This is a genomic window from Bacteroides graminisolvens DSM 19988 = JCM 15093, from assembly GCF_000428125.1.
Taxonomy (GTDB): Bacteria; Bacteroidota; Bacteroidia; order Bacteroidales; family Bacteroidaceae; genus Bacteroides; species Bacteroides graminisolvens.
Map to the genome: position 1 here is coordinate 13,644 of NZ_ATZI01000010.1, position 24,000 is coordinate 37,643.

Annotated in this window: 25 protein-coding genes; 9 read left to right on the top strand and 16 right to left on the bottom strand. The window is 39.5% G+C overall.

All coding sequences use genetic code 11. The annotated features are described in order from the left end of the window. Window positions 1-84 precede the first annotated feature (84 nt). Entirely contained in the window at window positions 85-4,137 is a 4,053-nt protein-coding gene (locus C511_RS0108785) for a two-component regulator propeller domain-containing protein (RefSeq protein ID WP_027318069.1), read from the top strand. A 33-nt stretch (window positions 4,138-4,170) separates the two neighbouring features. Here the strand turns inward: C511_RS0108785 and ispF are convergent, their stop codons facing one another. The 4 genes from ispF to C511_RS0108805 all read right to left on the bottom strand — a co-directional run bounded on the left by ispF (window position 4,171) and on the right by C511_RS0108805 (window position 8,698). Further along, window positions 4,171-4,647, bottom strand: coding sequence for a 2-C-methyl-D-erythritol 2,4-cyclodiphosphate synthase (gene ispF, locus C511_RS0108790; RefSeq protein ID WP_024997149.1), 477 nt, complete (start codon window positions 4,645-4,647; stop codon window positions 4,171-4,173). A 23-nt stretch (window positions 4,648-4,670) separates the two neighbouring features. Beyond that, complete coding sequence (locus tag C511_RS0108795) at window positions 4,671-5,285, bottom strand: fumarylacetoacetate hydrolase family protein (RefSeq protein ID WP_027318070.1); 615 nt, start codon at window positions 5,283-5,285, stop codon at window positions 4,671-4,673. Window positions 5,286-5,287: 2 nt separating this feature from the next. Further along, entirely contained in the window at window positions 5,288-5,941 is a 654-nt protein-coding gene (locus C511_RS0108800; RefSeq protein WP_024997148.1) for a redox-sensing transcriptional repressor Rex, read from the bottom strand. A gap of 123 nt (window positions 5,942-6,064) precedes the next feature. Beyond that, window positions 6,065-8,698 (bottom strand): DUF5686 and carboxypeptidase regulatory-like domain-containing protein, encoded by a 2,634-nt coding sequence (locus C511_RS0108805; RefSeq protein WP_024997147.1) that lies wholly within the window; start codon window positions 8,696-8,698, stop codon window positions 6,065-6,067. Between the two features lie 116 nt (window positions 8,699-8,814). Here C511_RS0108805 and C511_RS0108810 point away from each other — a divergent pair, with 116 nt between their 5' ends. Continuing rightward, window positions 8,815-9,162: a translation initiation factor gene (locus tag C511_RS0108810; RefSeq protein ID WP_024997146.1), complete on the top strand. Its 348-nt coding sequence runs from the start codon at window positions 8,815-8,817 to the stop codon at window positions 9,160-9,162. Between the two features lie 58 nt (window positions 9,163-9,220). Here the strand turns inward: C511_RS0108810 and tsf are convergent, their stop codons facing one another. The 12 genes from tsf to C511_RS0108875 all read right to left on the bottom strand — a co-directional run bounded on the left by tsf (window position 9,221) and on the right by C511_RS0108875 (window position 19,773). Beyond that, window positions 9,221-10,045 (bottom strand): translation elongation factor Ts, encoded by an 825-nt coding sequence (gene tsf, locus C511_RS0108815; protein WP_024997145.1) that lies wholly within the window; start codon window positions 10,043-10,045, stop codon window positions 9,221-9,223. Window positions 10,046-10,132: 87 nt separating this feature from the next. Continuing rightward, complete coding sequence (gene rpsB / locus C511_RS0108820) at window positions 10,133-10,969, bottom strand: 30S ribosomal protein S2 (protein ID WP_024997144.1); 837 nt, start codon at window positions 10,967-10,969, stop codon at window positions 10,133-10,135. 118 nt (window positions 10,970-11,087) lie between these two features. After that, on the bottom strand, window positions 11,088-11,474 hold the full coding sequence (gene rpsI, locus C511_RS0108825) for a 30S ribosomal protein S9 (protein WP_024997143.1): 387 nt from the start codon (window positions 11,472-11,474) through the stop codon (window positions 11,088-11,090). Window positions 11,475-11,480: 6 nt separating this feature from the next. After that, a complete protein-coding gene (gene rplM / locus C511_RS0108830) occupies window positions 11,481-11,942 on the bottom strand; it encodes a 50S ribosomal protein L13 (RefSeq protein WP_024997142.1) in 462 nt (153 codons plus the stop codon). A 352-nt stretch (window positions 11,943-12,294) separates the two neighbouring features. Further along, a complete protein-coding gene (gene asnS, locus C511_RS0108835; protein WP_024997141.1) occupies window positions 12,295-13,698 on the bottom strand; it encodes an asparagine--tRNA ligase in 1,404 nt (467 codons plus the stop codon). Between the two features lie 72 nt (window positions 13,699-13,770). Further along, the gene (locus C511_RS0108840) at window positions 13,771-15,231 is read right to left on the bottom strand and encodes a pseudouridine synthase (protein WP_024997140.1); all 1,461 of its coding nucleotides are present in this window, start codon (window positions 15,229-15,231) and stop codon (window positions 13,771-13,773) included. Window positions 15,232-15,312: 81 nt separating this feature from the next. Next, window positions 15,313-16,659, bottom strand: a complete 1,347-nt coding sequence (gene purB, locus C511_RS0108845) for an adenylosuccinate lyase (protein ID WP_024997139.1) — start codon at window positions 16,657-16,659, stop codon at window positions 15,313-15,315. A 242-nt stretch (window positions 16,660-16,901) separates the two neighbouring features. Further along, window positions 16,902-17,057 (bottom strand): hypothetical protein, encoded by a 156-nt coding sequence (locus tag C511_RS18140; RefSeq protein ID WP_154657492.1) that lies wholly within the window; start codon window positions 17,055-17,057, stop codon window positions 16,902-16,904. A 35-nt stretch (window positions 17,058-17,092) separates the two neighbouring features. Then, a complete protein-coding gene (locus C511_RS0108860) occupies window positions 17,093-17,653 on the bottom strand; it encodes a hypothetical protein (RefSeq protein ID WP_024997138.1) in 561 nt (186 codons plus the stop codon). A gap of 172 nt (window positions 17,654-17,825) precedes the next feature. Next, window positions 17,826-18,239: a lipoprotein gene (locus tag C511_RS16550; RefSeq protein WP_024997137.1), complete on the bottom strand. Its 414-nt coding sequence runs from the start codon at window positions 18,237-18,239 to the stop codon at window positions 17,826-17,828. 49 nt (window positions 18,240-18,288) lie between these two features. After that, complete coding sequence (locus C511_RS0108870; protein WP_024997136.1) at window positions 18,289-19,347, bottom strand: TerB N-terminal domain-containing protein; 1,059 nt, start codon at window positions 19,345-19,347, stop codon at window positions 18,289-18,291. A 39-nt stretch (window positions 19,348-19,386) separates the two neighbouring features. After that, the gene (locus C511_RS0108875; protein WP_024997135.1) at window positions 19,387-19,773 is read right to left on the bottom strand and encodes a helix-turn-helix domain-containing protein; all 387 of its coding nucleotides are present in this window, start codon (window positions 19,771-19,773) and stop codon (window positions 19,387-19,389) included. Window positions 19,774-19,953: 180 nt separating this feature from the next. Here C511_RS0108875 and C511_RS0108880 point away from each other — a divergent pair, with 180 nt between their 5' ends. From C511_RS0108880 to C511_RS0108910, 7 genes are all read left to right on the top strand, one after another. Further along, window positions 19,954-20,184, top strand: a complete 231-nt coding sequence (locus C511_RS0108880; protein ID WP_024997134.1) for a hypothetical protein — start codon at window positions 19,954-19,956, stop codon at window positions 20,182-20,184. Between the two features lie 2 nt (window positions 20,185-20,186). After that, window positions 20,187-20,549 (top strand): helix-turn-helix transcriptional regulator, encoded by a 363-nt coding sequence (locus tag C511_RS0108885; protein ID WP_024997133.1) that lies wholly within the window; start codon window positions 20,187-20,189, stop codon window positions 20,547-20,549. Window positions 20,550-20,652: 103 nt separating this feature from the next. Continuing rightward, window positions 20,653-20,952 carry a hypothetical protein gene (locus C511_RS0108890; RefSeq protein WP_148297752.1) on the top strand — a complete coding sequence of 100 codons (300 nt, stop codon included), beginning with the start codon at window positions 20,653-20,655 and terminating at the stop codon, window positions 20,950-20,952. A gap of 43 nt (window positions 20,953-20,995) precedes the next feature. Beyond that, window positions 20,996-21,145: a hypothetical protein gene (locus tag C511_RS0108895; protein WP_154657493.1), complete on the top strand. Its 150-nt coding sequence runs from the start codon at window positions 20,996-20,998 to the stop codon at window positions 21,143-21,145. Between the two features lie 23 nt (window positions 21,146-21,168). Next, window positions 21,169-22,116 carry a recombinase RecT gene (locus C511_RS0108900; protein WP_024997130.1) on the top strand — a complete coding sequence of 316 codons (948 nt, stop codon included), beginning with the start codon at window positions 21,169-21,171 and terminating at the stop codon, window positions 22,114-22,116. Window positions 22,117-22,138: 22 nt separating this feature from the next. Further along, window positions 22,139-23,341, top strand: coding sequence for a hypothetical protein (locus C511_RS0108905; RefSeq protein ID WP_024997129.1), 1,203 nt, complete (start codon window positions 22,139-22,141; stop codon window positions 23,339-23,341). A gap of 1 nt (window position 23,342) precedes the next feature. After that, window positions 23,343-23,999: a hypothetical protein gene (locus tag C511_RS0108910; protein ID WP_024997128.1), complete on the top strand. Its 657-nt coding sequence runs from the start codon at window positions 23,343-23,345 to the stop codon at window positions 23,997-23,999. The last annotated feature ends 1 nt before the right edge of the window (window position 24,000 follow it).

Sequence of the window (24,000 nt, forward strand, 5' to 3'; positions counted from 1 at the left end):
ATCGCCTTTAATGATAGTATAAAAGACAATTTTTCTTTTTATTTTAGCACCGAAAACAAGAAAAACACTTTATACTCTTTTGGCATGAAAGCACCTTGGTTCATTCTGTTATTATATATATTGGTATCTTGTCACGCTGTTGATAAGAGCAAAGAACAAGAATCCGAACTACAGAGTTTGGTTATTGCAAGTGACCTTTCAAATCAACAGATAAAATCCATTGCCGAAGATGCGCAAGGCCATATATGGATAGGAACATTTCGGGGGCTGAACAAATTCAATGCAAATGAGTATCACCAGTATTTTTGCGCAGATGACTCACTCGGATTACCAGACAATCAGATTCAAGACATCTTGCTCGACTCAAAAAAACAATTATGGATAGCTACGGTAAACGGTGTATGCCAATATACCGACCAAGATAATTTTGTGCATATTCCGATAAACGCCAGCAATAAAAACATGGTTCAACTGATCGAGAACAAAGAAGGGCGAATGTTTTTCAACGCTGTATTACAACTTTATGCTTATAATCCGCTAACAAAAAGCATTGATTGTGTAATTCCCAATCTGGATCCAAACCACACTTTTAACGTTAGGTGTTATGTAGATGATAATGATAAACTATGGGTTGTAAGTCCCCGTGCATTGGTGTGTTATGATTCATCAACCTTGGTATTAAAAGATTCTATTTCATTAAAAGGGACTCCTTCTTATTCTTTTATGCACAATAAAAAGGAGTTGTGGCTTACAGGTAATCATACAATTGCAATCTTTGACACACAGACTCATCAATTCAAGGAACTGCCTCAGGCGATTAAGCAGCATCCGTTACTTTCAAATGCAAATATAGAATACATACACCCGTATGGCGATAATAGCTTACTGATAAATACCTCCAAGCACGGAATGTTTTATTATAATTTCATTGATAATACGGTAACACATCAGGAAGAGGACGGATTCCCATTTGAGGTTCCTCATTTTAAAATTAGTAAGATTTTTACGGATTCACAAAAGAACCTTTGGTTTGGTTCGCTCGACCAAGGAATTAGTGTCTCTTATCACTATAAAGAGCGCTTTAACAACAACAACTACCTACGCTCTGCTTTAGAAAATAAATCAGTTGTCTCTATAGCGGCTGAAAAGAATCACAATATATGGATCTCCACACTAATGAACGGATTATATGTATATGACATTCAGAATCAAAAAATGGAGAATATAACTATTGAAAAACTATTTCCTCAGGAAAAACAAAGAGCTATTTATGTAAATCAGATTTTTGTAGATAACGCAAACGATATTTGGATGACCGCAACTAATAACACCGTTTTAAAATGTAGCTATATCAATGGAAGTCTAAAAATAAAGGCTCAATATAACGTTTTTTATCCCATGTCAATTACACAAGACCATTACGGAACCATGTGGATAGGAACGGCCAGCGTGTATCTTTATGCATTGAAACAAGGTGATACTGAATTTCGTCCTATTAAAATGTATGATACGCGGTTTACTTTTATTCCCAGTTTACTTCCGTTAAAAAGCGGAAGTGTACTAATAGCAGCATTCAATCAGCCGATGAAATTAATTGATTCAAAAAGTTTGCAGATAAAAGAGCTGGCTGTATCCCCTCAAGATATGAAAACAAGCATCCGTCGATCCGTATTTATTCCAACAGCCATTTATGAAGACACGCAGGGTGAAATATGGATAGGAACTGTAAGTAACGGCTTGTTATGTTATTCTCCTCAAACAGGTAAAATAAGACCGGTGCCGGGCACTGCATGTCTAGATATCTCGGGCATTGAGGAAGACAAACAAGGCCTTTTATGGGTAAGCACTCAATATGGGTTGAGTAAATATGACAGAATAGCTGATAAATTCTCAAATTATTATGCTGCTGATGGAATTGGCGGCAATCAGTTCTATGACCGTTCGTCGTGCCCTTTACCGGACGGAACCTTATTATTTGGGGGAACTCACGGACTTACATTCTTCAATCCGGCAGATATTCCCGTTAAACGAAACATTCCGATTTTGTTTCAAGACCTTAAAATTGATAACCGCCTAATACGTCCTGCTAAAGGAGAATGTATCGACAAACATTTATCTTATAAACCAAACATACAGCTAAAACACTATCAAAACAGTTTCAGCATTTCATTTGCAGCACCCGATTATTGCGAGCATGGGCGTGTGCACTACCATTACATGCTAGAAAACTTTGACAAAGACTGGATTGACGCCGGAAATAATCACGAAGCCTATTATGCTAATCTGCCATCAGGGAAATATTCTTTCAAGGTTAAAATCACAAACAACGATAAGAGTATTATTGAAGCCGAAGATGCTATTCAAGTAACGGTGAAACCGGCCCCATGGGCAACTTGGTGGGCATATTCCATCTACTTTATAATTGCTGCAGGCATCATCGGTTCATTTATTAGCATTTATTTACGCATTCGCTCTGAAAAAAAACTCGCACAAAAAGCGGAACTGGAAAAAGAGCAAGAACGACGCGTCAATAAGATGAATATGAGTTTCTTTGCTAATGTTTCTCACGAATTTCGTACTCCGCTGACAATGATAGCCGGTCCTGTTACCCAACTGTGTAATAATCCCGAGATTTCAGGCGATAACAAAGCATTACTCTTCATCGTACAACGCAGCGTAGAACGCATGCTCAGACTCGTAAATCAACTGATGGATTTCCACAAACTGGAAAATGATACGATCAAACTGAAAGTTAGCAAAATTGACATTATCTCTTTCTTGCAACAATTAGTTGACGTATACCGAACAAACGCAAAAGAAAAAGGTATCACTCTGAACACATTCGGACTGGAGGATTCTTTATTAGCATGGGTGGATGAAGATAAAATGGATAAAATATTTGGTAACTTAATGTCGAATGCACTCAAGTTTACTCCTATAGGAGGATGCATTGAAGTGCATTTGGATCTCGTAAACAGAGAAGAAGCCGGTCTTTGTTTTGCACTAACAGAAAAAGATAAGGATGTGCAATTCATTCAAATCTCGGTAAGCAACACCGGTCAAACAATACCTGACAACAAACTAGATAAAATATTTGAACGGTACTACCAAATGACTAATCAGAATGAAGGTATATACAATTGGGGAACCGGCATTGGTTTATACTATGCCCGTAGCCTCACTCAAATCCATCACGGATATATAAAAGCCGGAAAATCTGATAATGGACAAGGAGTCGTATTCACTTTTATACTTCCTATCAATGACATTTCTTATGAAGAAAACGAACGAAGCAAGAGACAAAAATCTCAAACGGATGCTTTTCCGTTGATTCAGGAAAAAACTGTTTATATGAAGAATGAAGATAGCGAAAATACTGAAAAACAAAATAGCATATTAGTCATTGATGACGACACGGAAGTGGTTCATTATTTAAAAACGCTATTATCTCCTTATTACAAGATTATCTACCGATTTGATGCCAACAGCGCACTGCAGGCATTGAAAGAGGATGCACCCGATTTAATTTTAAGTGATGTAGTAATGCCAGGCAAAAATGGATATGAATTTTGCAGGGAGATCAAAGAAGACTTGCAACTTTGCCACATTCCGGTAATTCTGGTCACCGCAAAAGCTACGGTACAGAACCAGGTAGAAGGTCTAAATACAGGAGCCGATGCATACGTAACCAAACCGTTTGACCCCAGTTACTTGTTGGCTCTGATCAGTTCTTTGCTCAGAAATCGAGAAAAAGTACGCAACTTACTAGGTAGAGCTACACAAACAGACAAACTTGATGATAACATTCTTTCTCCTCAAGATAAGTCTTTTATGACCAACCTTTATCAATTAATGGAAAACGAATTGTCGAATCCGGAACTGGATGTTGCTCGAATGACGGAAATGCTCAAGATTTCACGAACCAAATTTTATTATAAGGTTAAAGGACTTACCGGTGAGAATCCGAGTTTCTTCTTTAAAACTTATAAATTAAACCGTGCAGCTGAGCTATTAGTAGAAGGGAAATATACGGTTTCTGAAATTGCTGATCTTACAGGATTCAGCACACTTTCACATTTCTCCAAAAGCTTCAAGAAACAATTTGGAATAACCCCTAGCGAGTACAACAAAACCTAGATACTTTATCTTTGAAAGAGAAAAAGCCAATTATCAATCCGTAATAAGTACTGTGACATAAGCCGAAATACCTTCTTCACGGCCGGTGAATCCTAGTTTTTCAGTTGTAGTGGCTTTGATCGAAACATCATCCGTATCAATACCCATGACACGAGCCAACGTTTCCTGCATAGCCGGAATATGTGCTTTAAGCTTGGGACGCTCAGCACAGATCGTGGCATCAATATTGCCTACCTTATATCCTTTAGTGGCAATAATTTCAATGGTTTGGGCAAGAAGTAATTTGCTGTCAACGTCCTTGTATTCTCCGGCTGTATCAGGGAAATGATAACCGATATCGCGCATATTTGCCGCCCCTAATAAAGCATCGCAAATGGCGTGAACCAGCACGTCGGCATCCGAATGGCCCAACAATCCTTTTTCATGTTCCAGGCGTATGCCCCCTAGCCACAGGTCCCGTCCAGCAACCAGTTGGTGAACGTCAAAGCCAAATCCTACTCTTATTTTCATGATAACGAATGTTTATTGATTGTTTACCGAATGTGGAAATCGAGTAACTTCTCTCCTTCCAGAAAACCTTGAAGGTGCTGACCAACGCTAACCGGACCAACGCCCGAAGGAGTGCCGGTAAACAGCAGGTCGCCTATCTTCAGGGTAACAAATTTGCTTACGTAGGCAATGATTTCATCAATCCCGAAAAGCATGTTAGCCGTACAGCCCTGTTGAACGGTCTGACCGTCAATTTGCAAACTGAACTGAAGTTGTTGCACATCGGCAAACTGTGTTACCGGAACAAAAGTACCGATAGCAGCCGAATTATCAAAACCTTTGCAGAGCTCCCACGGATTACCTGCTTCGCGAAACTTTCGCTGCAAATCACGCGCAGTAAAGTCGATTCCTACTGTTAGCGCATCATAATAACGATGAGCGAAACGAGAAGCTATGTTTTTACCCAAACGATTGATGCGTACAACCACTTCGGTTTCATAATGTATCTCTTCTGAAAAATCGGGTATAAAAAAAGGCTTACCGTCTTTTAGTATAGCCGAATCTGGTTTCATGAAGATAACAGGGTCTGTATTAACACGCGTATGCCGCATCTCTTCATTATGAGCGGCATAATTCATTCCAATAGCTATAATCTTCATGCTTAGTGTTCATTAAAATTCAAACGGTTGAACATAACCGCCAAATGTGCGTAAAGAGAGGTGTTTTGTACCACAATATTTTCGGGAACACGGATACGAAACGGCGTGAAGTTCCACACAGCCTTAATACCACCGGCAATCATGGTGTCTGTTATCTGTTGCGCAATCTCGATGGGGACAGTCAGCACACCTATATGAACATCATACTCTTTCATCTTATTCACAAACTCGGAAGAGTGAAAGATGGGAATACCGTTAATATGGGTTCCAATCAGATTGGGGTTGACATCAAATGCGGCCACAATTTCCAAGCCGAAATGTTTCAAACCTGAGTCGCGTAATAGCGCTCCTCCCAAGCTACCCACCCCAAAAAGAAAAGCTTTATGCATGTCGGTAAAGCCCAGAAAATCTTCGAGAACCTCAATTAACGCGTCCACTTCGTAGCCCACACGGGTACGACCCGAGATATTGACATACGACAAATCTTTCGCAATTTGCGAAGCATCAACATTTATCTCTTTGGATATTTGTGTAGACGAAACGTATTGTTCTCCTTTCTGCTTTAGCAATTTGACATTAGAAAGATACCACGGAAGCCTGCGTAATGTAGGTTCCGGCACTTTAGCGATATCTTTTTTCTGTGGCTGATTGCTCATAGTAACTTCTTGCTTTATCATTATGGAAATACAAAAGTACATTTTTTTTCGATAACGCAAATTCAATCCGGCAAAAGCTTAACATTATTTCTAAATATTAGCTAATGAACAATGCACAGTGTTTCATTTGGGAAAGGGCAAACTCACCGAAACGCTTGTTGTAGAATATTTCAACCTGTTTAAACCGGCAAAAACTCCCACACGGGCCACATTACGAAATCCGACTGAATAGCCCAGTTCCGAGTAGGGACTGTTTTTGTAGGTTACTAACGTATGCAAATGTAAAGCCTCATCGAATGATTTTTTACGCAAGAAAGGCAATTGTTTAACTAATAAATACGGCATGTGCCAGCTCATGTGTGCCTGCGCCCAACGATCTGCCGTGGCGTAACGATAATTATCAATCAAGAAAAAGCCGGTATCAAAGCTCCTTTCCGTTAAAGGCATGCGCGTACTTACAAAATGTTTTAAGTCAGGGAACTGAAGTTGCTTTGCATTTCGGAACATACCCGCATTAACATTCCACGAAAAGCGATTGAACATGCCGAAGTCAACAGTCTGCCAAGCAGCAAACTCCAGTCGGTGGTAAGAAGTTACATATTTTTCACTACTCATTGGAAAAGCTCTTTCGTACCGCAGGCTAAACGTAGGAAAAAGCGGTTCTTCATAAGCCTTGCGACCTTTAACAATGCGGTAATACTGCGCCGGAGTATAGTTTAGCTCAAAGGATGATTTCAATAGATTATTGACCGGCATAAACTGATAGTTGGCATTCTCGGGAACATTGGGTTCTACATGCCCACCCAGTGGTGCTTTGCTTACAAAGTTTTGCAAAGAGTTTCGTCTCTGCCACTCGAGCGAAGCAGAGAACTGCAAGCCATTGGCTATTTCCATGCGATTACCAAGAGCCAAATAGCTTTTCTCATAGAACTTCACATCACTCCTCGAGAAAAGAAAAGTTGCTGCTGAGTTATAGAGACGCGACTCACCACTTTCGCCGTTGTAATCATCGGTCAGTCGGCCACCCTTCAGCCACAGGTTTCCGGCTCTTCGAGGAGCATAATTCAGTGTCAGTGAGAAATCAGAGATCAGTTTCTTACGCGCTGTAGCATAATACAAGCGAGGAGTAAAGTTCAAATCGGCCTTTTCGGAAAGCTTCAAACCTCCGGTAAGCTTAGCACCTACCCAAAGGCCGTCAACAAAATTATACTCGGGCACATAAGCAGTCAAATCATAAAGTTTAAGCCAGACATCTTTGTCTTTCGTAGTAAAGGTTTGACCTGTCAGCCAAGTATTTAAAACCTTGCCGGCTATCGTTTTTTTCTTAGCATGAAGCGAATCACCACTCTTATTCAGAGAATCTTTTTGCATAAGCCTCTGCTGCTTACGCGCATAACTCTCCAATTCTTCGGGACGAAGAGGTACACTGCGCACATCGGCCCAATATAAAGAGTCTTTCTTTCCGGCCAGTGAGTCGGTCTTTACATCATTCTGCAATTCCCGATTGGGTCTTTCATATTTACGCAGTGATTTGAGCGTATCTGCCAGCTCAATGGATTTAGCAGTCAACTTATATAACTTATAGGCTTCTGCGTTCGTCAGATCAGGCTTATCGGTCAGCTTCCTGATCTGCTCTTCAATCTTACGCTGCTTCTTCGCTTGCGCCTTTGAAACAGCGAGTTGAGAATGATTTGTTTCTATAGGAAATACTTGTCCATTTGCAGGAAGCTTTTTCGCCTGAACACGGGCATAATGCGTTGCACACAAATACGACGCTTCAGCCTCTATGCCCATCACATCGATCACGCAGCCCATACTGGTAGAAGTGGGAAGAAAGGCACCTACACTTACTTCACTACACACCACCCTGATGTTTGCTTTCAAGCCACCTTCTTCAACTACCAATTCAGCAGAAGAAAGGCACGAAAGATCATCCACCACATACAGATAGCCCGACAAAAGGCGCGGGTTCTTATTGCGCGGAATAATGCGAATCTTATCTATAACATGATCACCTTCGGCATAACTACCCTCTAATTGATAGCGATAGTAGGAAAAAGCACCGGCAGATAAAGGAGATACCTTATCGAATAAATTGGGAGTGTATAAGTTGACTGTGGTTATTCCAATATCAACTCTCATGTTTTCGGGAAATGAATTGGCATAAGCTTTCACCCTATTAGTCCATTTATTGGGTGCGGCATACGTCACCTCCCGCTGCTCTTCGAGCACAAAAAGTTTACCCAACATTTCTTTGGATTGCTTGCGTACTTCCTTGGATAGTTTAAGAATGGCAGGAATCGATTTTAATTTACCGGTTCCTTTCAGGTAAGTACCGGCATGAAAGCTAACCAGCTGATTTCTATAAAAGGGGGCTTTGGCTATTACTTGCCGCATAATGGAATAAGCAGGATCTTCTGTGTTACGTCCAATCACCACTTCTCCTAATTGGTAAATACGTTCATGCAACACGATGTTTCGTTCTTGCGCATCACCAACCACATCGACCTGTAGCCTCTCTTTTGAATAACCGATAGAAGAAACCTCCAACGTGTAGCGTCCTTTTTTAAGTGTGGTTTGGAAATGACCATTATCATCTGTGGTTACGCCTGTTTGCAATTCTACCAAGTAAAGAGAAGCGTATGGAATGGGAAAACCTTTTTCATCCGTCACTCTACCTTTCAGCGACTGGCCAAATAAGAATGCAGGCAGTATACAAAAATAGGCAAATAGGCATACTAGTTTAGAATATATCATATTACAAAGAATCATTAAACTTAAAACATATATACCATTAGACGATAAAAAGAACAAAAGATTGCAAGGTACTGAACTAAATATTATTTTTGATGCATAAATGTAATTGCAGCAATATGAAAAGTAATGACTGGAAAGAGCGGTTGAATGTAGTCTATTCAACCAACCCCGATTATAGGTACGAAACAGATGATGATGAGCATGCTGAAACAATAGAACCAGCCAAACAGAATTTGAGAGTGCAGTTAGACAAGAAAAACCGGGGTGGTAAAGTTGTGACACTCGTCACCGGATTTATCGGTACGGAAGATGAGTTGAAAGAACTGGGTAAACTCCTGAAAACGAAATGCGGTGTAGGAGGCTCCGCCAAAGATGGGGAGATTATTGTACAGGGCGACTTTAAGCAAAAAGTGCTCGAACTATTGAAGAAAGAGGGTTATACCAAAACCAAACCCGTAGGATAAAAAAAAAGCTGCATAGCGAGCCTATGCAGCTTTTTATATAAGCGACTAATTGATTGATTTAATCAGCGTTTAATGTAAAGCGTTTGAATTCAGTCACTGTCAGACCTTTGCTTGCACCGTCAAGGAATTGAGCGATAGTAAGCTTAGGATCTTTTACAAATTCTTGTTCCAGTAAACATACTTCTTTGTAGAACTTACCGATACGACCCGCAGCGATCCTCTCAATCATGTTCTCAGGTTTACCTTCTTCACGAGCTTTGTCAGCAGCAATATCTTTTTCACGTTGAAGAACTTCAGCAGGTACGCTGTCAGCATCAACTGAGATAGGGTTCATTGCAGCGATCTGCATAGCTACTTCGTGAGCAACCTGTGCATCGAAACCAGCTTGGTTGAAAGCAACAATAGTAGCCAGTTTATTTCCCGGGTGAATGTAAACTGAAGTTGTAGCTCCGCTAACGATGCCATAACCATCAAGTTCCATCTTTTCACCGGTAATACCGCTACGGTCAACAATAGCATCAGCTACTGTTCCGTTACCCATAGGAAGAGCTTTAACAGCCTCAACATCTGCACACTTGTTCGCAATTGCCAAATCAAGAATCTGAGTTGTAAGAGCTACGAAATCAGCATTTTTAGCAACGAAGTCAGTTTCGCATTTCAAAGCGATCATCACTGCGTAGTCACCTGCTGATTTTGCTAAAACACAACCTTCAGATGCATCGCGATCAGAACGTTTTGCAGCAACTGCCTGTCCTTTCTTACGAATAATCTCTACTGCTTTGTCGAAATCGTTTTCAGCCTCAGTCAAAGCATTCTTGCAATCCATCATACCGGCACCTGTCATTTTACGAAGGTGGGTAATATCTGCCATTGTTACAGCCATACTATTAAATTTTGGTAGTTAGTAGTTTGAATTGAAAAACAGAACTTAGTAAAACCATCGAAAGGTACTTACTAAGTTCTGATTATATTAAGCTTCTTCGTCTTCTTTAAGGAAAGCAGCAGCTTTAGCAGCGTTGATTGCTTCTTCGTCAGACTTATCTAGTCTTGCTTTAGCTGTTCTCTTCTTGCCTTTAGCAGCAGCAGTTTCACCCGCAGCTTCCATGTCAACTTTCTCAGCTTTTCTTTCTTCAAGACCTTCCTGAATTGCAGCGCAACACGCATCAATAATTATTTCTACAGATTTTGTTGCATCATCATTTGCAGGAATAACGAAATCGATGTCAGAAGGATCAGAGTTTGTATCAACAATAGCAAATACAGGAATACCCAAACGGTTAGCCTCACGTACTGCAATGTTTTCTTTCATCACATCAACAATGAAAAGTGCTGAAGGAAGACGAGTCAGGTCAGCGATTGAACCTAAAGTCTTGTCAAGTTTAGCACGTTGACGTGAAATCTGAAGAATTTCTCTTTTAGAAAGGTTTGAATAAGTACCATCGTTAGTTAGCTTATCGATAGTAGCCATCTTCTTAACCGCCTTACGGATTGTAGGGAAGTTAGTAAGCATACCACCCGGCCAGCGTTCGATAACGTATGGCATATTAACAGATAATGCTTTCTCAGCAACAACCTGTTTAGCTTGTTTTTTAGTAGCAACAAAAAGGATTTTCTTGCCTGATTTTGCAATTTGCTTCAAAGCTTCAGCAGCTTCGTCAACCTTTGCAACGGTTTTGTGGAGGTCAATGATATGAATACCATTGCGTTCCATGAAAATATAAGGAGCCATTGATGGATTCCACTTTCTTTTAAGGTGTCCGAAGTGGCAACCAGCTTCCAATAATGTATCAAAATTTGTTCTTGACATTGTTTTATTCTTTAAATCGTTTACTTTCTTTTTTGTTTTTTTCTAAACCAACCGCCGGGTAGTCAAAAAGAGTCCCGGTAGTTTAGATACTAAACGGATTATAACCCGACAGATTCCATTAACGTTTACTGAACTGGAATCTTCTACGAGCTTTAGGACGACCCGGTTTCTTACGCTCAACAGAACGAGGATCACGAGTCATAAAGCCTTCTGCGCGAAGAGCTGATTTATCTTCCGGATTAATCTTCACCAATGCGCGAGCGATAGCCAAACGCAAAGCTTGAGACTGACCAGTGAAACCGCCACCGCCAAGATTAACTTTAATATCATATTTTTCAGCAGCACCTAGTTTGTTCAACGGCTGTTTCACAACGTACTGAAGAATAGTTGATGGAAAGTACTGTGCAAGGTCTCTCTTGTTAATAGTAATCTTTCCTGTACCTTCGCTTACGAATATACGTGCAATTGCGCGCTTACGTCTGCCTAATGCATTTACTACTTCCATTATCTATTATTTAAGTGAGTTTATATCAATTAATTTGGGGCTCTGTGCCGCATGTTTGTGCTCACTACCAGAGTAAACATACATATTTCCAAGTAGTTTAGCACCTAGTTTATTCTTAGGAAGCATTCCTTTTACGACTTTTCTAAGCAATTTGTCATCGCCATTAGGTCTTGCTTTCAAACGGGCAGGAGTAATTTCTCTCTGACCACCGGGATAGCCAGTATATGACAAATAAACTCTGTCATTCCATTTATTTCCGGTTAAATTAACTTTGTCTGCATTGATGATGATAACGTTATCACCGCAGTCTACGTGAGGAGTAAAGTTTGGTTTATACTTACCTCTCAACAGTTTCGCAACTTTCGCTCCCAGACGTCCAAGAGACTGATCTGTAGCATCAACAATAACCCATTCTTTAGTTACTGTTGCTTTGTTTGCAGAAATGGTCTTGTAACTTAAAGTATCCACTCTTAATTTGTTTTTTAATTGTTACTACTAAAAAAATATTCATCGCGCGGTAGTTTTCCCCGGACAAAGGATGGCTAACCCGCTCTAAATGAATCTCTTATCCTTTTTGTGATAATAATCGGCTTGCAAAATTACTGCTTTTCTTTTAATTGGCAAACTATTTCTGTTATTTTTTGGTTTTTAAGCCCTTGCCAGACAAGCCCTTAACAAGCTATAATAAAGCAATAAAGAACAGAAGAAGCAATCATAAGACAATATTTTTCAGAATCAAAGGCAAAAAAGAACGTCCGGCCGGCATCTGCAACATAGCAGCAGTACCAACCGAACGTTCATTTAATATCTTATCAGCGACCTAGAAATCAGCATTTCGCGGAGTTCTGGGGAACGGAATTACGTCACGGATGTTCGACATACCCGTTACAAAGAGCAAAAGACGCTCAAAGCCAAGTCCGAAACCAGCGTGCGGTGCCGTACCAAACCTTCGTGTATCTAAATACCACCAAATATCTTTTTCAGGTACTCCCATCTCTTTGGCACGACGAGTCAGCTTCTCGTAATCTTCCTCGCGCTGTGAACCTCCAATAATTTCTCCGATTTTGGGGAAAAGAACATCCATCGCTCTCACCGTTTTACCGTCTTCGTTCTGTTTCATATAGAAAGACTTGATCTCTTTGGGATAGTCAGTCAATATAACAGGAGATTTGAAATGTTCTTCAACCAAATAGCGTTCATGCTCGGAAGCAAGGTCGGCACCCCAGTAAACAGGGAATTCAAACTTACGACCGTTGGCTACTGCCTCCTCGAGTATCTTTACACCTTCAGTATAAGGAAGTCTGACGAAACCATTAGACAAAACGAACTTAAGTCTTTCAATCAATTCCTTATCAAACATATCGTTCAGGAATTTAATGTCATCCATGCAATTGTCCAACGCCCATTGAATGCAGTATTTGATGAAATCTTCCGCCAGCTGCATATTATCTTCAATTTCATTGAAGGCCACTTCGGGTTCAATCATCCAGAATTCTGCCAGGTGACGAGGAGTATTTGAATTTTCTGCACGGAAAGTAGGTCCGAAGGTATAGATAGAACCTAGAGACATGGCAGCAAGCTCACCTTCCAGCTGACCGGATACAGTCAAACTTGCCTGTTTTCCAAAGAAATCATTATCATAATCAATGGATCCGTTCTCATCTTTCTTCAGATCATACAGATTCATGGTGGTGACCTGGAACATCTGTCCGGCTCCTTCACAGTCCGAAGCCGTAATTATGGGAGTATGGAAATAGAAAAATCCTCTGTCGTGAAAGAACTGGTGAATGGCAATCGCCATGTGATGGCGGATGCGGAACACAGCTCCAAAAGTATTGGTACGCGGACGCAAATGAGCCACCTCACGCAAAAACTCCAACGAATGTCCTTTTTTCTGTAAAGGATACGTATTGTCACACGCTCCGAGAACTTCAATACCCGTTGCCAAAACCTCAACAGCTTGCCCGGAACCTACAGATTCGGCCAAGTTTCCATTAACGCTCAGACACGCTCCCGTAGTAATCAGCTTGAGCATCTCTTCGTCGAAGTTAGCCAAGTCAACAACTATCTGAACATTATTAATCGTAGAACCGTCATTTAACGCAATGAAATTAACCTGTTTGCTGCCTCTGCGGGTGCGAACCCATCCTTTCACGTTGACAGTCGCTCCAAAATCTGTTCTTTTGAGCAAATCAACAATCTTTGTTCTACTAATCTTCTCCATAAACGATCTTATAATTCATTATTATATAACAATGAAGAGTGATTTGACTCACTCTTCATTGTCTATTTATTTTTATTCGAATGATCCCATTCTAAGGAACGAAACCTCCTGTTCAGTGAGGTAACGCCATTCACCACGGCGAAGTCCTTTCTTGGTCAATCCGGCAAAGAGTACTCTATCCAGTTTAATCACCTTATAGCCTAAAGACTCAAATATACGGCGAACGATGCGATTCTTACCCGAATGGATTTCAATACCAACTAGGTTTCTTTTTACCTCATCTGTATATTCAATTGAATCTGCGTGAATTTCACCATCTTCCAACTGAATCCCTGAAGCTATCTGATCCATATCATTTTTAGTAACATTCTTATCTGTCTGTACATAATAGATCTTTTTCTTCAGGAACTTAGGATGAGTTAGTTTAGAAGCCAAATCACCGTCATTTGTAAACAACAGAACGCCGGTGGTATTGCGGTCCAGACGACCAACCGGATAAATGCGTTCGTTACATGCATTCTTTACCAAATCCATCACAGTTCTTCTAGCCTGAGGATCATCTACTGTCGTTACAAAATCTTTGGGCTTATTCAGCAAAACATAAACTTTACGTTCAATATTAACCGGTTCTTCGTGAAATTTCACGAGATCGTTGCGTTTTACTTTTGTTCCCAATTCAGTTACCACTTCTCCGTTTACAGAAACAACACCTGCTGTGATGAACTCATCAGCTTCACGGCGAGAGCAAACTCCTGCATTAGCCAGAAATTTATTCAAACGAATCGGTTCGTTGGGATCAACAAACTGATCTCTGTATTCAATTTGTTTTTTATGGCTGTACTTAGCATTGGGATCATAATCGGCCGAACGACGGATGGGTCTGTTCATTCCTCCTTGCGGACGTCCGTATGAAGAACCTCCAGAAGAAATCCGGGGACGACGTTGACGGTCATCACTTCCATAAGGCGATTGCCCGTAAGAAGGACGATTACCCTGCCAAGGTCTGCGAGACTCAGAGTCTCCTCCTCTCCAAGAACCTTCTTCTCTATTATTATAAGGACGTTGCGGGCGATTATACGCCGGACGATCACCTCCCTCACGATTGATGCGTGGACGGTAAGGACGATCACCGCCTTCTTCACGATTGTACGACGGACGATAAGGACGATCACCACCATCTTCGCGGTTATAAGACGGGCGCGCAGGACGATCCGAGTTATCACGGTTGTAAGATGGACGATAAGGACGGTCCGAACTGTCACGATTGTACGACGGACGATAAGGACGATCATCACCTTCGCGGTTATATGAAGGGCGTGAAGGACGATCCGAGTTATCACGATTGTAAGATGGACGATAAGGACGATTTGATTGGCCGTCACGATTATTATTGTATCCTACTCTATTAAAAGATGAACGATTGTCATCCCGACGGTTATATCCGTCTCTCTCATACGTGTTTTCACCATCCCGGCCGGTATTGTTACCCTCTGCGTAAGAATCATCACGCCAATTTTCATTTTCTGTGCTCATTTTCTCTTCAAAATAAAATTAAACTTTTACTGGCCATCACGGCCTAATCTCTAACACTTATTGTTCTTTGGTTATTAATAATTAAATCCCCGTATATGTATGAGGAGTTATTTTTCTTAATTCTTCTTTTATGACTTCACTGACCTCTAACTCTTCAATAAAAGTTTTAATTGAGCTTTCAGTAATTGCTTGATTTGTTCTGGTCAAAGCCTTTAATGCTTCGTACGGATTAGGGTAAGCTTCCCTTCTTAATATAGTTTGTATTGCTTCGGCAACTACGCTCCAACAGTTGTCTAAATCATTATATAATGCCTTCTCATTGAGTAACAACTTACGAAGACCTTTCAAGGAACTCTGTATAGCGATGACCGTATGTCCAAAAGGCACGCCCACATTACGCAATACCGTTGAGTCTGTCAAATCTCTTTGCAAACGTGAGATAGGCAGCTTAACAGCCAGATGTTCCAAGATAGCATTTGCCATACCCAAGTTTCCTTCAGCATTTTCAAAATCAATGGGGTTCACCTTGTGCGGCATGGCACTTGAGCCCACTTCACCAGCTTTGATCTTTTGCTTGAAGTACTCCATCGATATGTATTGCCAGAAATCACGATTCATATCAATCATGATTGTATTCATTCTCTTCATGGCATCGAATACAGCAGCCAAATTATCATAATTTGAAATTTGAGTGGTATATTCTTCTCTCTCCAAACCTAGTTTCTCGGCAACAAACTTATTGCCGAAAGCCTTCCAATCATAAGAAGGATATGCAACACAATGTGCATTATAATTACCTGTAGCGCCACCAAACTTAGCTGTTATGCTGCATGCCTTCAGGGTGCTCAGCTGACGTTCCAAGCGATATACAAACACCATTATCTCCTTTCCTAAACGCGTAGGAGAAGCCGGCTGTCCATGAGTTTTGGCCAACATCGGAATAGCTGCCCACTCCTCAGCATACGTTTTGAGCTGTGCTATCAACTCTTCAACAAGTGGAAAATAGATTTGTTCTAGCGATTCTTTAATTGATAAAGGAATCGATGTATTATTAATATCTTGTGAAGTCAGTCCGAAATGGATAAATTCCTTGTACGCTTCCAATCCGCCCAGCTGGTCAAATTTCTCTTTAATAAAATACTCTACAGCCTTCACATCGTGATTTGTAACACTCTCTATATCTTTAATACGTTGAGCATCTTGTTCTGAGAAATCAAGGTAGATGCTGCGCAAAGAATCAAAAACAACAGGATCAATTCCTTTGAGTTGCGGGAGAGGCAATTCACAAAGTGCTATAAAATATTCCACTTCAACCTGAACCCTATACTTTATCAACGCATATTCCGAGAAAAAATCAGCTAAAGCCTCAGCTTTACCCCTATAGCGACCATCAATAGGAGAGATGGCCGTAAGCAAATCAAGTTTCATAAATTTCCAGATAATTATCAGACCGCAAAAATAGTTCTTTTTCGGAGTATTATAAAAAAAGTAATCAGAAAGTTTGTGAATATGTGAAAATAAAAAAAGGCCTCATAAAAATGAGACCTTTGATGTGGGCGTTGACGGGTTCGAACCGCCGACCCTCTGCTTGTAAGGCAGGTCCATCTTTTTCTAGATCAGGCTTACAATCGCACTTTCAGAGACTTGAGCTTTTGAGTTATAAAATAGTTCTAATTCACCTTCTTTTTTGGTTGCTTTTTCAAGTTCTCCAGCTCATTATTCAGAAGAGCATTTTCTTGTTCCAGCGCACTACATTTTCGCATCGTTTGCCGCAATTGCTGTCGAAGCGAAGTAATCAATTTGTCTTTTTCTAGAATTGTATCCATCTTTTTTAACTTTTAAGATCAAAAGAAAACTATATTCATTCTCTAGATTTACTGATAAAGCGCCCTATCTTATCCTCTTTAATAGCATTTATCATTTTCTTATTAAGAATAAAAATATGTGCGCCAATCTGTGCAAGAATATTCTCGATTCTATTTATATTATCTACCGGTTTAGATAATATCAAGTTCCCACTCAATGCAAAACGTGGTTGAATATTACGCATAAAATAATCACTGCATTCCTTTCCAAAATAGCCATCAACCAAGGCATGTAGTCTATCTTTTTGAGCGCCCCACATCTCCAATTGCAAACATAAAGATTCCCTATTAGCTCGTATTTTCAAGCTATCTCCCTGCTTATAGGAAGAAAGCAACTTTATAGTCTTATACTGTCGATCTCCCATTAAAGTACTGAGTTCAGAAAAAATTTCTTCTGCCTTTTTTCTATCAGTTTCCAATTTTGAAAGTTCGTTCTGCTCACGCCAATTCTGATTTTGAAAATACGCCCCTAGAATACTTCCAATAAATCCCAAAATAAGAGCATAGATTGTTTTTCTTACATAAATCCAAAATAGATGTCTTCTTATACCATTCATGAAACTTATTTTTATAATATACAATATGATCACTACATCTCGTCAGACCAGCTGTGCATTTTATACAATTTATTATGTCCGATAATACACCGTTCCCTCTTCTCCTGTTCCTCAGTTTGACATGAAAGATTAGTCATTCTTTTACACATATTCCCAAGAGTGCAATTATTGACTATTTCATCTCAACTGCAAGACCAGAGGCAGACCAAGTCCCATTTTTAGAATTATACGATGTTTGAAAGTTTATCAAACCATTTGCACCCATTGCCTTAGCCTCAGATACAATTTTATCCATCATTCTTTTTCCCGTGGGAGCATACTTATTTGAAACACCTTTATAGCCTTTATAGGGAACGATCTTTTCAAGATTATCACCACTTTCACCCTTAGGTAATTCACCAGAAGAAAATACAACCTCAATATTAGATATTGGTTGGTAATTAAAACCTGTTACAGTAGGGCTAATTATAAAGCCCTCTTTAATATATTCCCTGTAGTCAACCACATACACAGATTCCTTATACATTACCTTATTACAGCTGGCTAATAATGCAATTGCAAAAAATGCTAGAACAAGTTTTTTCATATCATTTTAAATTTTATAATTAATATCACAACCGTTGAAATGAGAGAATTTAATAATCATCTCCGTTTTTAAACTTTTGCAATAAAAGGAACTCTTCTTGAGTTATCTTTTTATCATTCAATAGCCTCTTATATCTAGCTACGTCTTTTTTTATTTGTAACAAATGAACTTCTTCATCACTTATATTAAGTTTTTGCTTTTTCTTTTCAATTGCTCGGTTTTTTTTATACAACTCATAGGATAACTTAAATAACTTTTCTAAGTCTGCCATTAAAGGTTTGCATTGATAAAAATCCGTTATCTCAACCCTTTGTATCTCGGTAGGAAAAGAATAATTAGCAAATCTTATCTCTGTTTTAGTTTTGACTTTACTAATATCATAGTCACAAAGGGCAAATGTTTCTTTCCCATACTCTAGTTTAAGGCTATCCATAATACTATTAACAAACATCTGTCGATCTTCTAAGACTGCTTTCCTCGATAATGTAAAAGCTTTATAAAACACGCTGAGAAGATTTTCAATACCTAAATCCATCTTCCCATTGTAAGCAAGTAGAAATTGAGCATTAGAGAAGCCTGATACATCGGTCTTTTCATGAATCCCTAACAACATATCAATACGTCCCATCATTATGCAAGAATGAATAAGAGCATGCTCTGTATAGCTTTGAAATGACTTGTTTTTATGTACATTACGTAATCTTATGATTTGGTTAAATGCTTTTTCGAAATTATCAGTAAGCAAATGACGTTCAAGACCATAATAATAAAGAAAAACATATCCTATATCAATAGGCTGTTCAACGTTACGAAGCCAATTTAAATATTTAAATCTCTGCCCTGGGGTCAATTCTATATAATGAGGCCAATATGGTAAAGGAGAAACATCGTACTCTTCAACTATTGGAAGATGAATGTGTATGGTACTGGGGTCAACAGCCGTCCTCTCATTAGAATCACATCTAATCCGTCCATTTTCATCAATATGCAATGAGAACATAACCCCTCCCCTATAGTTAGACGGAATATCATTATCATAAGAAATAAAGAGGAGATCTCTATTCTCTATTTCTTTAACTACAGATATAGAATTAGTATTGTCTTTCATTGTACTTATTTTATAAGATTATATTTGACAAACAAAATACTATTTTTTCATCAAAACATTAATCAATCTTTCTTTTTCTTCCAATAATTTATCCCGGCCTTCTATCTCTGCCTTTAGATGACGAATTTCGATTAATGCATCTTCCAATTCATCTTGGCATTTTGCAACTTTTATATTTCCATTATTATCTCTCCCAACCACAACATTCGAATCGCCATTGAAAGTTTGGTTTACATCTAAAGAATCGAAAAGATAGCCTACTGGTATATTAAAAAACTTAGCAAGGTTTTCTATTGTACTTATCTTAGCATCAGATCCATTAAGAACATTATCCAATGTAGGCCTTGAAATAAGGCATTTATCAGCTATGGCTTGCTTACTAAGCCCACTCATCTCTATTAATTTTTTTAGCTTTGACACGTCCATCTCGAAAGTTTATTTCTTTTTATTGAAAGTTTATTTTCATTTTATTGCAATTTTATTTGCATATAAAGAAAATGTAGTTTACATTTGCACTATAAAGTTAACGAAAACGATTTGTAACCAACAAATATTTTGAATATAAAATCAATAAAATAGAATACTTACTCTAATTAATCAACAATTATGGAAGCAAATTATGAAGAAATTAAAAAGAATCTGCCAATGGGATGGCAAAAGAAAATAGCCGATACAGTCGGGTGCTCTCCCATAACAGTGACAAACGTTTTGGGCCGACGAAGTGACAAAAACATGAAGTCACGGTATGCTATCGACGTACTAAGCTGTGCAATTAAGATGGCAGAAGAACACAAGAAAGCCATTGATAAAATCTCTAATCAAGCAAAATCTCTATAACAATGGAATTAGCAAATACTACACTAACCAAAAGAGAAAACCAGATTGCCGGCTTGGCCGCATGCGGTTTAGCTAAAAAAGAGATGGCCGACAGACTGGGCACTGCCTACGGTACCATCAATGTGCTCTTGGATAAAGCATATAAAAAGACAGGAACAAGCAAACTGAATGAGCTTGGCTCTTGGTGGCTTAATAGAGCATTTGCTCTAAACATAGACTTCGCACAATTGCAGAAAACAATCATTGCGATGTCACTATTAGCACTCATCGTTTTCCAACTCACATTCGACATCAACGTAAACGCTCGCGCAATGCGGAGATCACGAATCAAGGAAAACGGAATTGAAGAGATATACGAATTCTAAATCATAAACCACAGGCAACATAGCATAGCGATGTGAATGCGTTTCGGATAGTTAACAAGCTCAAGACCCTTTATATACATAAAAAAAGAAACAGCCTAAGATTATGGATAGATACATTGAAAATATCATTGCAAGTAGCATCAAGATTGGAACAATTCAAACTTTGAAGTCACTTGGTTTACTCTCCGAAGTGATAACAATAACACAGGCAGAGAGAATATATGGAAAACGCCTAATAAAAGAATGGCGCGAAAAAAGCTGGATAAAACTTTATCCGGCAAGGAATAAGGAAAGGGGAAGATATTACGTAAAGAGGTCCGAAGTTGAAACGGCCAGTTCGATGATGGACATTTACAATAAATTACCTGATAATATCATTAGCCAAATTATAAAGAATGAATAACAAAGTCTCCTCATCCCCTACCCTAGCCAAGCTCCAGGAAGAAATGGGGCGAAGACTAAAAGAGCAGGAAGATCAGAGAAATAACTCTGTAAAGACTGAAATCAAATTCACTCCGGGAGGACCAAGGCCGACTACCGAAATAGACCTTGCCATAATGAAGGAATACAGAGAAGGCCGTTACTCCGGTGATTAATAACTATTTAAAACCAAAAGATTATGTCAAACGCTATTCAAGTCAAATTAGAAGATTTAAACTCTCTTCCGGCAACAAAGATTGTCGAGAATGAAAATGTAGAGAAGAAGTTCATCCAAATGTATAACGCAATTTGGGGCTCTCAGATGGGAGAACAAGTATATCACAAAGAAGTATTCAACTTCCAAAAGTTATTGCGTGAAAGCCCGGCTGTTGCAGAATGCAGCAAGATGTCTCTATACGGTTGCTTCCTTGACATGGCCGTAAATGGACTATCACTTGATAATACAAGCCATCCTCATTGTTACTTAATTCCTCGCAACGTAAAGACGGGACACAAAGATGAAAGCGGCAGAGATGTATATGAAAAACGCGCATCTGTATCTGTAACAGGTTACGGCGAATTAATGATGCGCATGCGTGCCGGGCAAATACGATATGCAGACAATCCGGTGATTGTGTATGAAGGTGATATCTTTTCAATTAGCCTAGACAACGGAGTTAAAAAAATAACCTATTCAGCTGCTATTCCACGTAAATCTAATAAAGTAATAGGTGCCTTTATTCGCATCGTTCGCTGTGATGGCTCTGAAGATTACCAATGGCTTCTTGAAGGCGACATCCAACGCCTAGCCAAATTCTCGGCCAAAAATAACTCCTATTACAAGAATGGCCAACGTGTGGAAGGTAAAGCCAATGACCTTTACTATTCACAAGACGGAGGCATTGACCCGGGATTTCTTGAAAACAAAATGATTAAGCATGCCTTTGATGCCTATCCCAAGGTACGTACCGGACAATATACAATCATGCAAAGTCAAGAAGAGGAAGCAGTTATTGACTACGGAATTGAAACAGGTGAAGGAACTGACGATTATTCAAAAACGCCATTTGGAGAAGACAAACAGCTAGAAGCTCCGGTTCCCGTTCAAGTGGAAGTCACCGAAGCAGACGAAAACGAAGGATTTTAATAACTATTTAAAACCAATCATTATGTCTACAGAATTAATAAAAGTAGAAGAATTTTCATCTATTATGAAGACAGCTCCTGGTATGTTGCAACGCAATCAACAATCAGTAGAAGGAGCTAACAATGCAGGTCAAACGCTTCTTGATACAATAGAGGCCAATGGAGGTATGAACGACGCTCTTGATGCACAAATTGCATCCTATCTTAATAAGATCAAGGTGACGAAAGATAATATGGAGACCAGACGTAAGCCATTAACCCAGCTGTTTGATCAGATGCGTAAAGTATTCACATCACTTGAAAGCGAAGTAGACACAAAGAATATGGCTACTATTCCCGGTAGGCTTGTTGACATGCGTAATAAGTACGCTGCACAGAAAATAGCTGAAGAGAAAAAGCGCCAAGCCGAGGCATTAAGAATGCAGAATTTTAATAATGAAAAAGCATCGTATAAGAGTTCCTTGGAATTGGCTTTGAGTCACCACTACAATGACTTCTTCAATAATAAAAGCGCTCTCATTTCACAGGTCTGGAGCAATATCAATTTCGCAAATTTTTCAGAAAAAGCAAAAATGATTCAAGAATGGCCTTTGATATATCCTCAGGAACATTTCAACATGTTCCGCGATACATTCTGCTCTATCTATCTGGACCCGGAAACCAAAGCAGCCATCAAGACAGAAGTGATGAGAGGAAAGTATGATTCATTTGCCAAACAATATCGATTCGACATGGAAGATTTAAGGCAGTCATACATCGATCGCCTGCCATCCCTTCAAAAAGAGCTAGAGGAAACCGAAAGAATCCGAAGAGTTAACGCAGAAGAAGCTAAACGCATCGAAGCTGAACGCAAGCAGAAAGAGCTGGAAGAGCAAACCAAACGCGATCTCGAGGCTAGGCAACAACAAGAGCGTGCCAAAGCAGAGGCAGAAGCATCCGCACAGGCAAGCCAAATGAATTCACTCTTTGACTCTGCAGCAGCTGCCACCATTGCGCCAACTCCTGTGAAAGCTAAAATCACAGAAAAGATACAAGTGCTACATCCGGCCGGCATCATTGAGATATACCAAATGTGGTGGATTAATGAAGGGCAAAACCTTCCTATTGATGAGCTTGAAAAGATTCATAAGAAGATGATAACCTTCTGTGAAAAGAAGGCAAATAAGGATGATGAGCGCATCAAATCACAGTACGTGCAATATATCGAGGACGTAAAAGCAAAGTAAGATGAGCAATCCTGATACATACTTTCTCCGCAAAGAAGTGAGCAACTCAGACCTGACAGAATTAAAGAACTTCCTTTATCCTCGTACACAATACGGGGATAAGGAGAAGGCCTTTAAGTTCGGGACTCTTATTGATGCAATGATTACTGAGCAGGATCGTGTCAATTACTACAAATTAACCGTGGATGATGTCGTGTATACAAAGGAAGATTTTGAGTTAGCTACAGAGATGAAAAAAGCGCTCCGGATGGAAGCAAGAAAAGATCAGTTTCTGGCACAAGTACTTGAAAAGTCAGACACACAAAAGTTCATGATCAACAAGAATCAAGAGTTTGAGTACGGGAATTTCAAATACACTCTTGACACGCGTTGTAAATGGGATTGGTGGCTTGCACAATTCGGTTTTGGCGGAGATCTAAAGTCAACATTTGCCGAATCACAGAAGCAATTCAATGAGGCAATTGATTTCTTCGATTGGGATCGTTCACGCGCTTGGTACATGGATATCGCCGGAAGTAATCAAGATTTTATCTATGCTATCTCCAAGAAGAACCTAAAAATATTCAAAGCCTTCATCAAAAGAGGGGACCCGATATATTTGAAAGGAAAGGAGAAGTACGATGAACTAGCCTTCAAGTACTGGATGCTACTAACTTAAT

Coding starts and splice junctions, on each gene's coding strand:
- C511_RS0108785 (WP_027318069.1), top strand. CDS start 85: ATGAAAGCACCTTGGTTCATTCTGTTATTATATATATTGGTATCTTGT.
- ispF (WP_024997149.1), bottom strand. CDS start 4,647: ATGAAAATAAGAGTAGGATTTGGCTTTGACGTTCACCAACTGGTTGCT.
- C511_RS0108795 (WP_027318070.1), bottom strand. CDS start 5,285: ATGAAGATTATAGCTATTGGAATGAATTATGCCGCTCATAATGAAGAG.
- C511_RS0108800 (WP_024997148.1), bottom strand. CDS start 5,941: ATGAGCAATCAGCCACAGAAAAAAGATATCGCTAAAGTGCCGGAACCT.
- C511_RS0108805 (WP_024997147.1), bottom strand. CDS start 8,698: ATGATATATTCTAAACTAGTATGCCTATTTGCCTATTTTTGTATACTG.
- C511_RS0108810 (WP_024997146.1), top strand. CDS start 8,815: ATGAAAAGTAATGACTGGAAAGAGCGGTTGAATGTAGTCTATTCAACC.
- tsf (WP_024997145.1), bottom strand. CDS start 10,045: ATGGCTGTAACAATGGCAGATATTACCCACCTTCGTAAAATGACAGGT.
- rpsB (WP_024997144.1), bottom strand. CDS start 10,969: ATGTCAAGAACAAATTTTGATACATTATTGGAAGCTGGTTGCCACTTC.
- rpsI (WP_024997143.1), bottom strand. CDS start 11,474: ATGGAAGTAGTAAATGCATTAGGCAGACGTAAGCGCGCAATTGCACGT.
- asnS (WP_024997141.1), bottom strand. CDS start 13,698: ATGGAGAAGATTAGTAGAACAAAGATTGTTGATTTGCTCAAAAGAACA.
- C511_RS0108840 (WP_024997140.1), bottom strand. CDS start 15,231: ATGAGCACAGAAAATGAAAATTGGCGTGATGATTCTTACGCAGAGGGT.
- purB (WP_024997139.1), bottom strand. CDS start 16,659: ATGAAACTTGATTTGCTTACGGCCATCTCTCCTATTGATGGTCGCTAT.
- C511_RS18140 (WP_154657492.1), bottom strand. CDS start 17,057: ATGGATACAATTCTAGAAAAAGACAAATTGATTACTTCGCTTCGACAG.
- C511_RS0108860 (WP_024997138.1), bottom strand. CDS start 17,653: ATGAATGGTATAAGAAGACATCTATTTTGGATTTATGTAAGAAAAACA.
- C511_RS16550 (WP_024997137.1), bottom strand. CDS start 18,239: ATGAAAAAACTTGTTCTAGCATTTTTTGCAATTGCATTATTAGCCAGC.
- C511_RS0108870 (WP_024997136.1), bottom strand. CDS start 19,347: ATGAAAGACAATACTAATTCTATATCTGTAGTTAAAGAAATAGAGAAT.
- C511_RS0108875 (WP_024997135.1), bottom strand. CDS start 19,773: ATGGACGTGTCAAAGCTAAAAAAATTAATAGAGATGAGTGGGCTTAGT.
- C511_RS0108880 (WP_024997134.1), top strand. CDS start 19,954: ATGGAAGCAAATTATGAAGAAATTAAAAAGAATCTGCCAATGGGATGG.
- C511_RS0108885 (WP_024997133.1), top strand. CDS start 20,187: ATGGAATTAGCAAATACTACACTAACCAAAAGAGAAAACCAGATTGCC.
- C511_RS0108890 (WP_148297752.1), top strand. CDS start 20,653: ATGGATAGATACATTGAAAATATCATTGCAAGTAGCATCAAGATTGGA.
- C511_RS0108895 (WP_154657493.1), top strand. CDS start 20,996: ATGGGGCGAAGACTAAAAGAGCAGGAAGATCAGAGAAATAACTCTGTA.
- C511_RS0108900 (WP_024997130.1), top strand. CDS start 21,169: ATGTCAAACGCTATTCAAGTCAAATTAGAAGATTTAAACTCTCTTCCG.
- C511_RS0108905 (WP_024997129.1), top strand. CDS start 22,139: ATGTCTACAGAATTAATAAAAGTAGAAGAATTTTCATCTATTATGAAG.
- C511_RS0108910 (WP_024997128.1), top strand. CDS start 23,343: ATGAGCAATCCTGATACATACTTTCTCCGCAAAGAAGTGAGCAACTCA.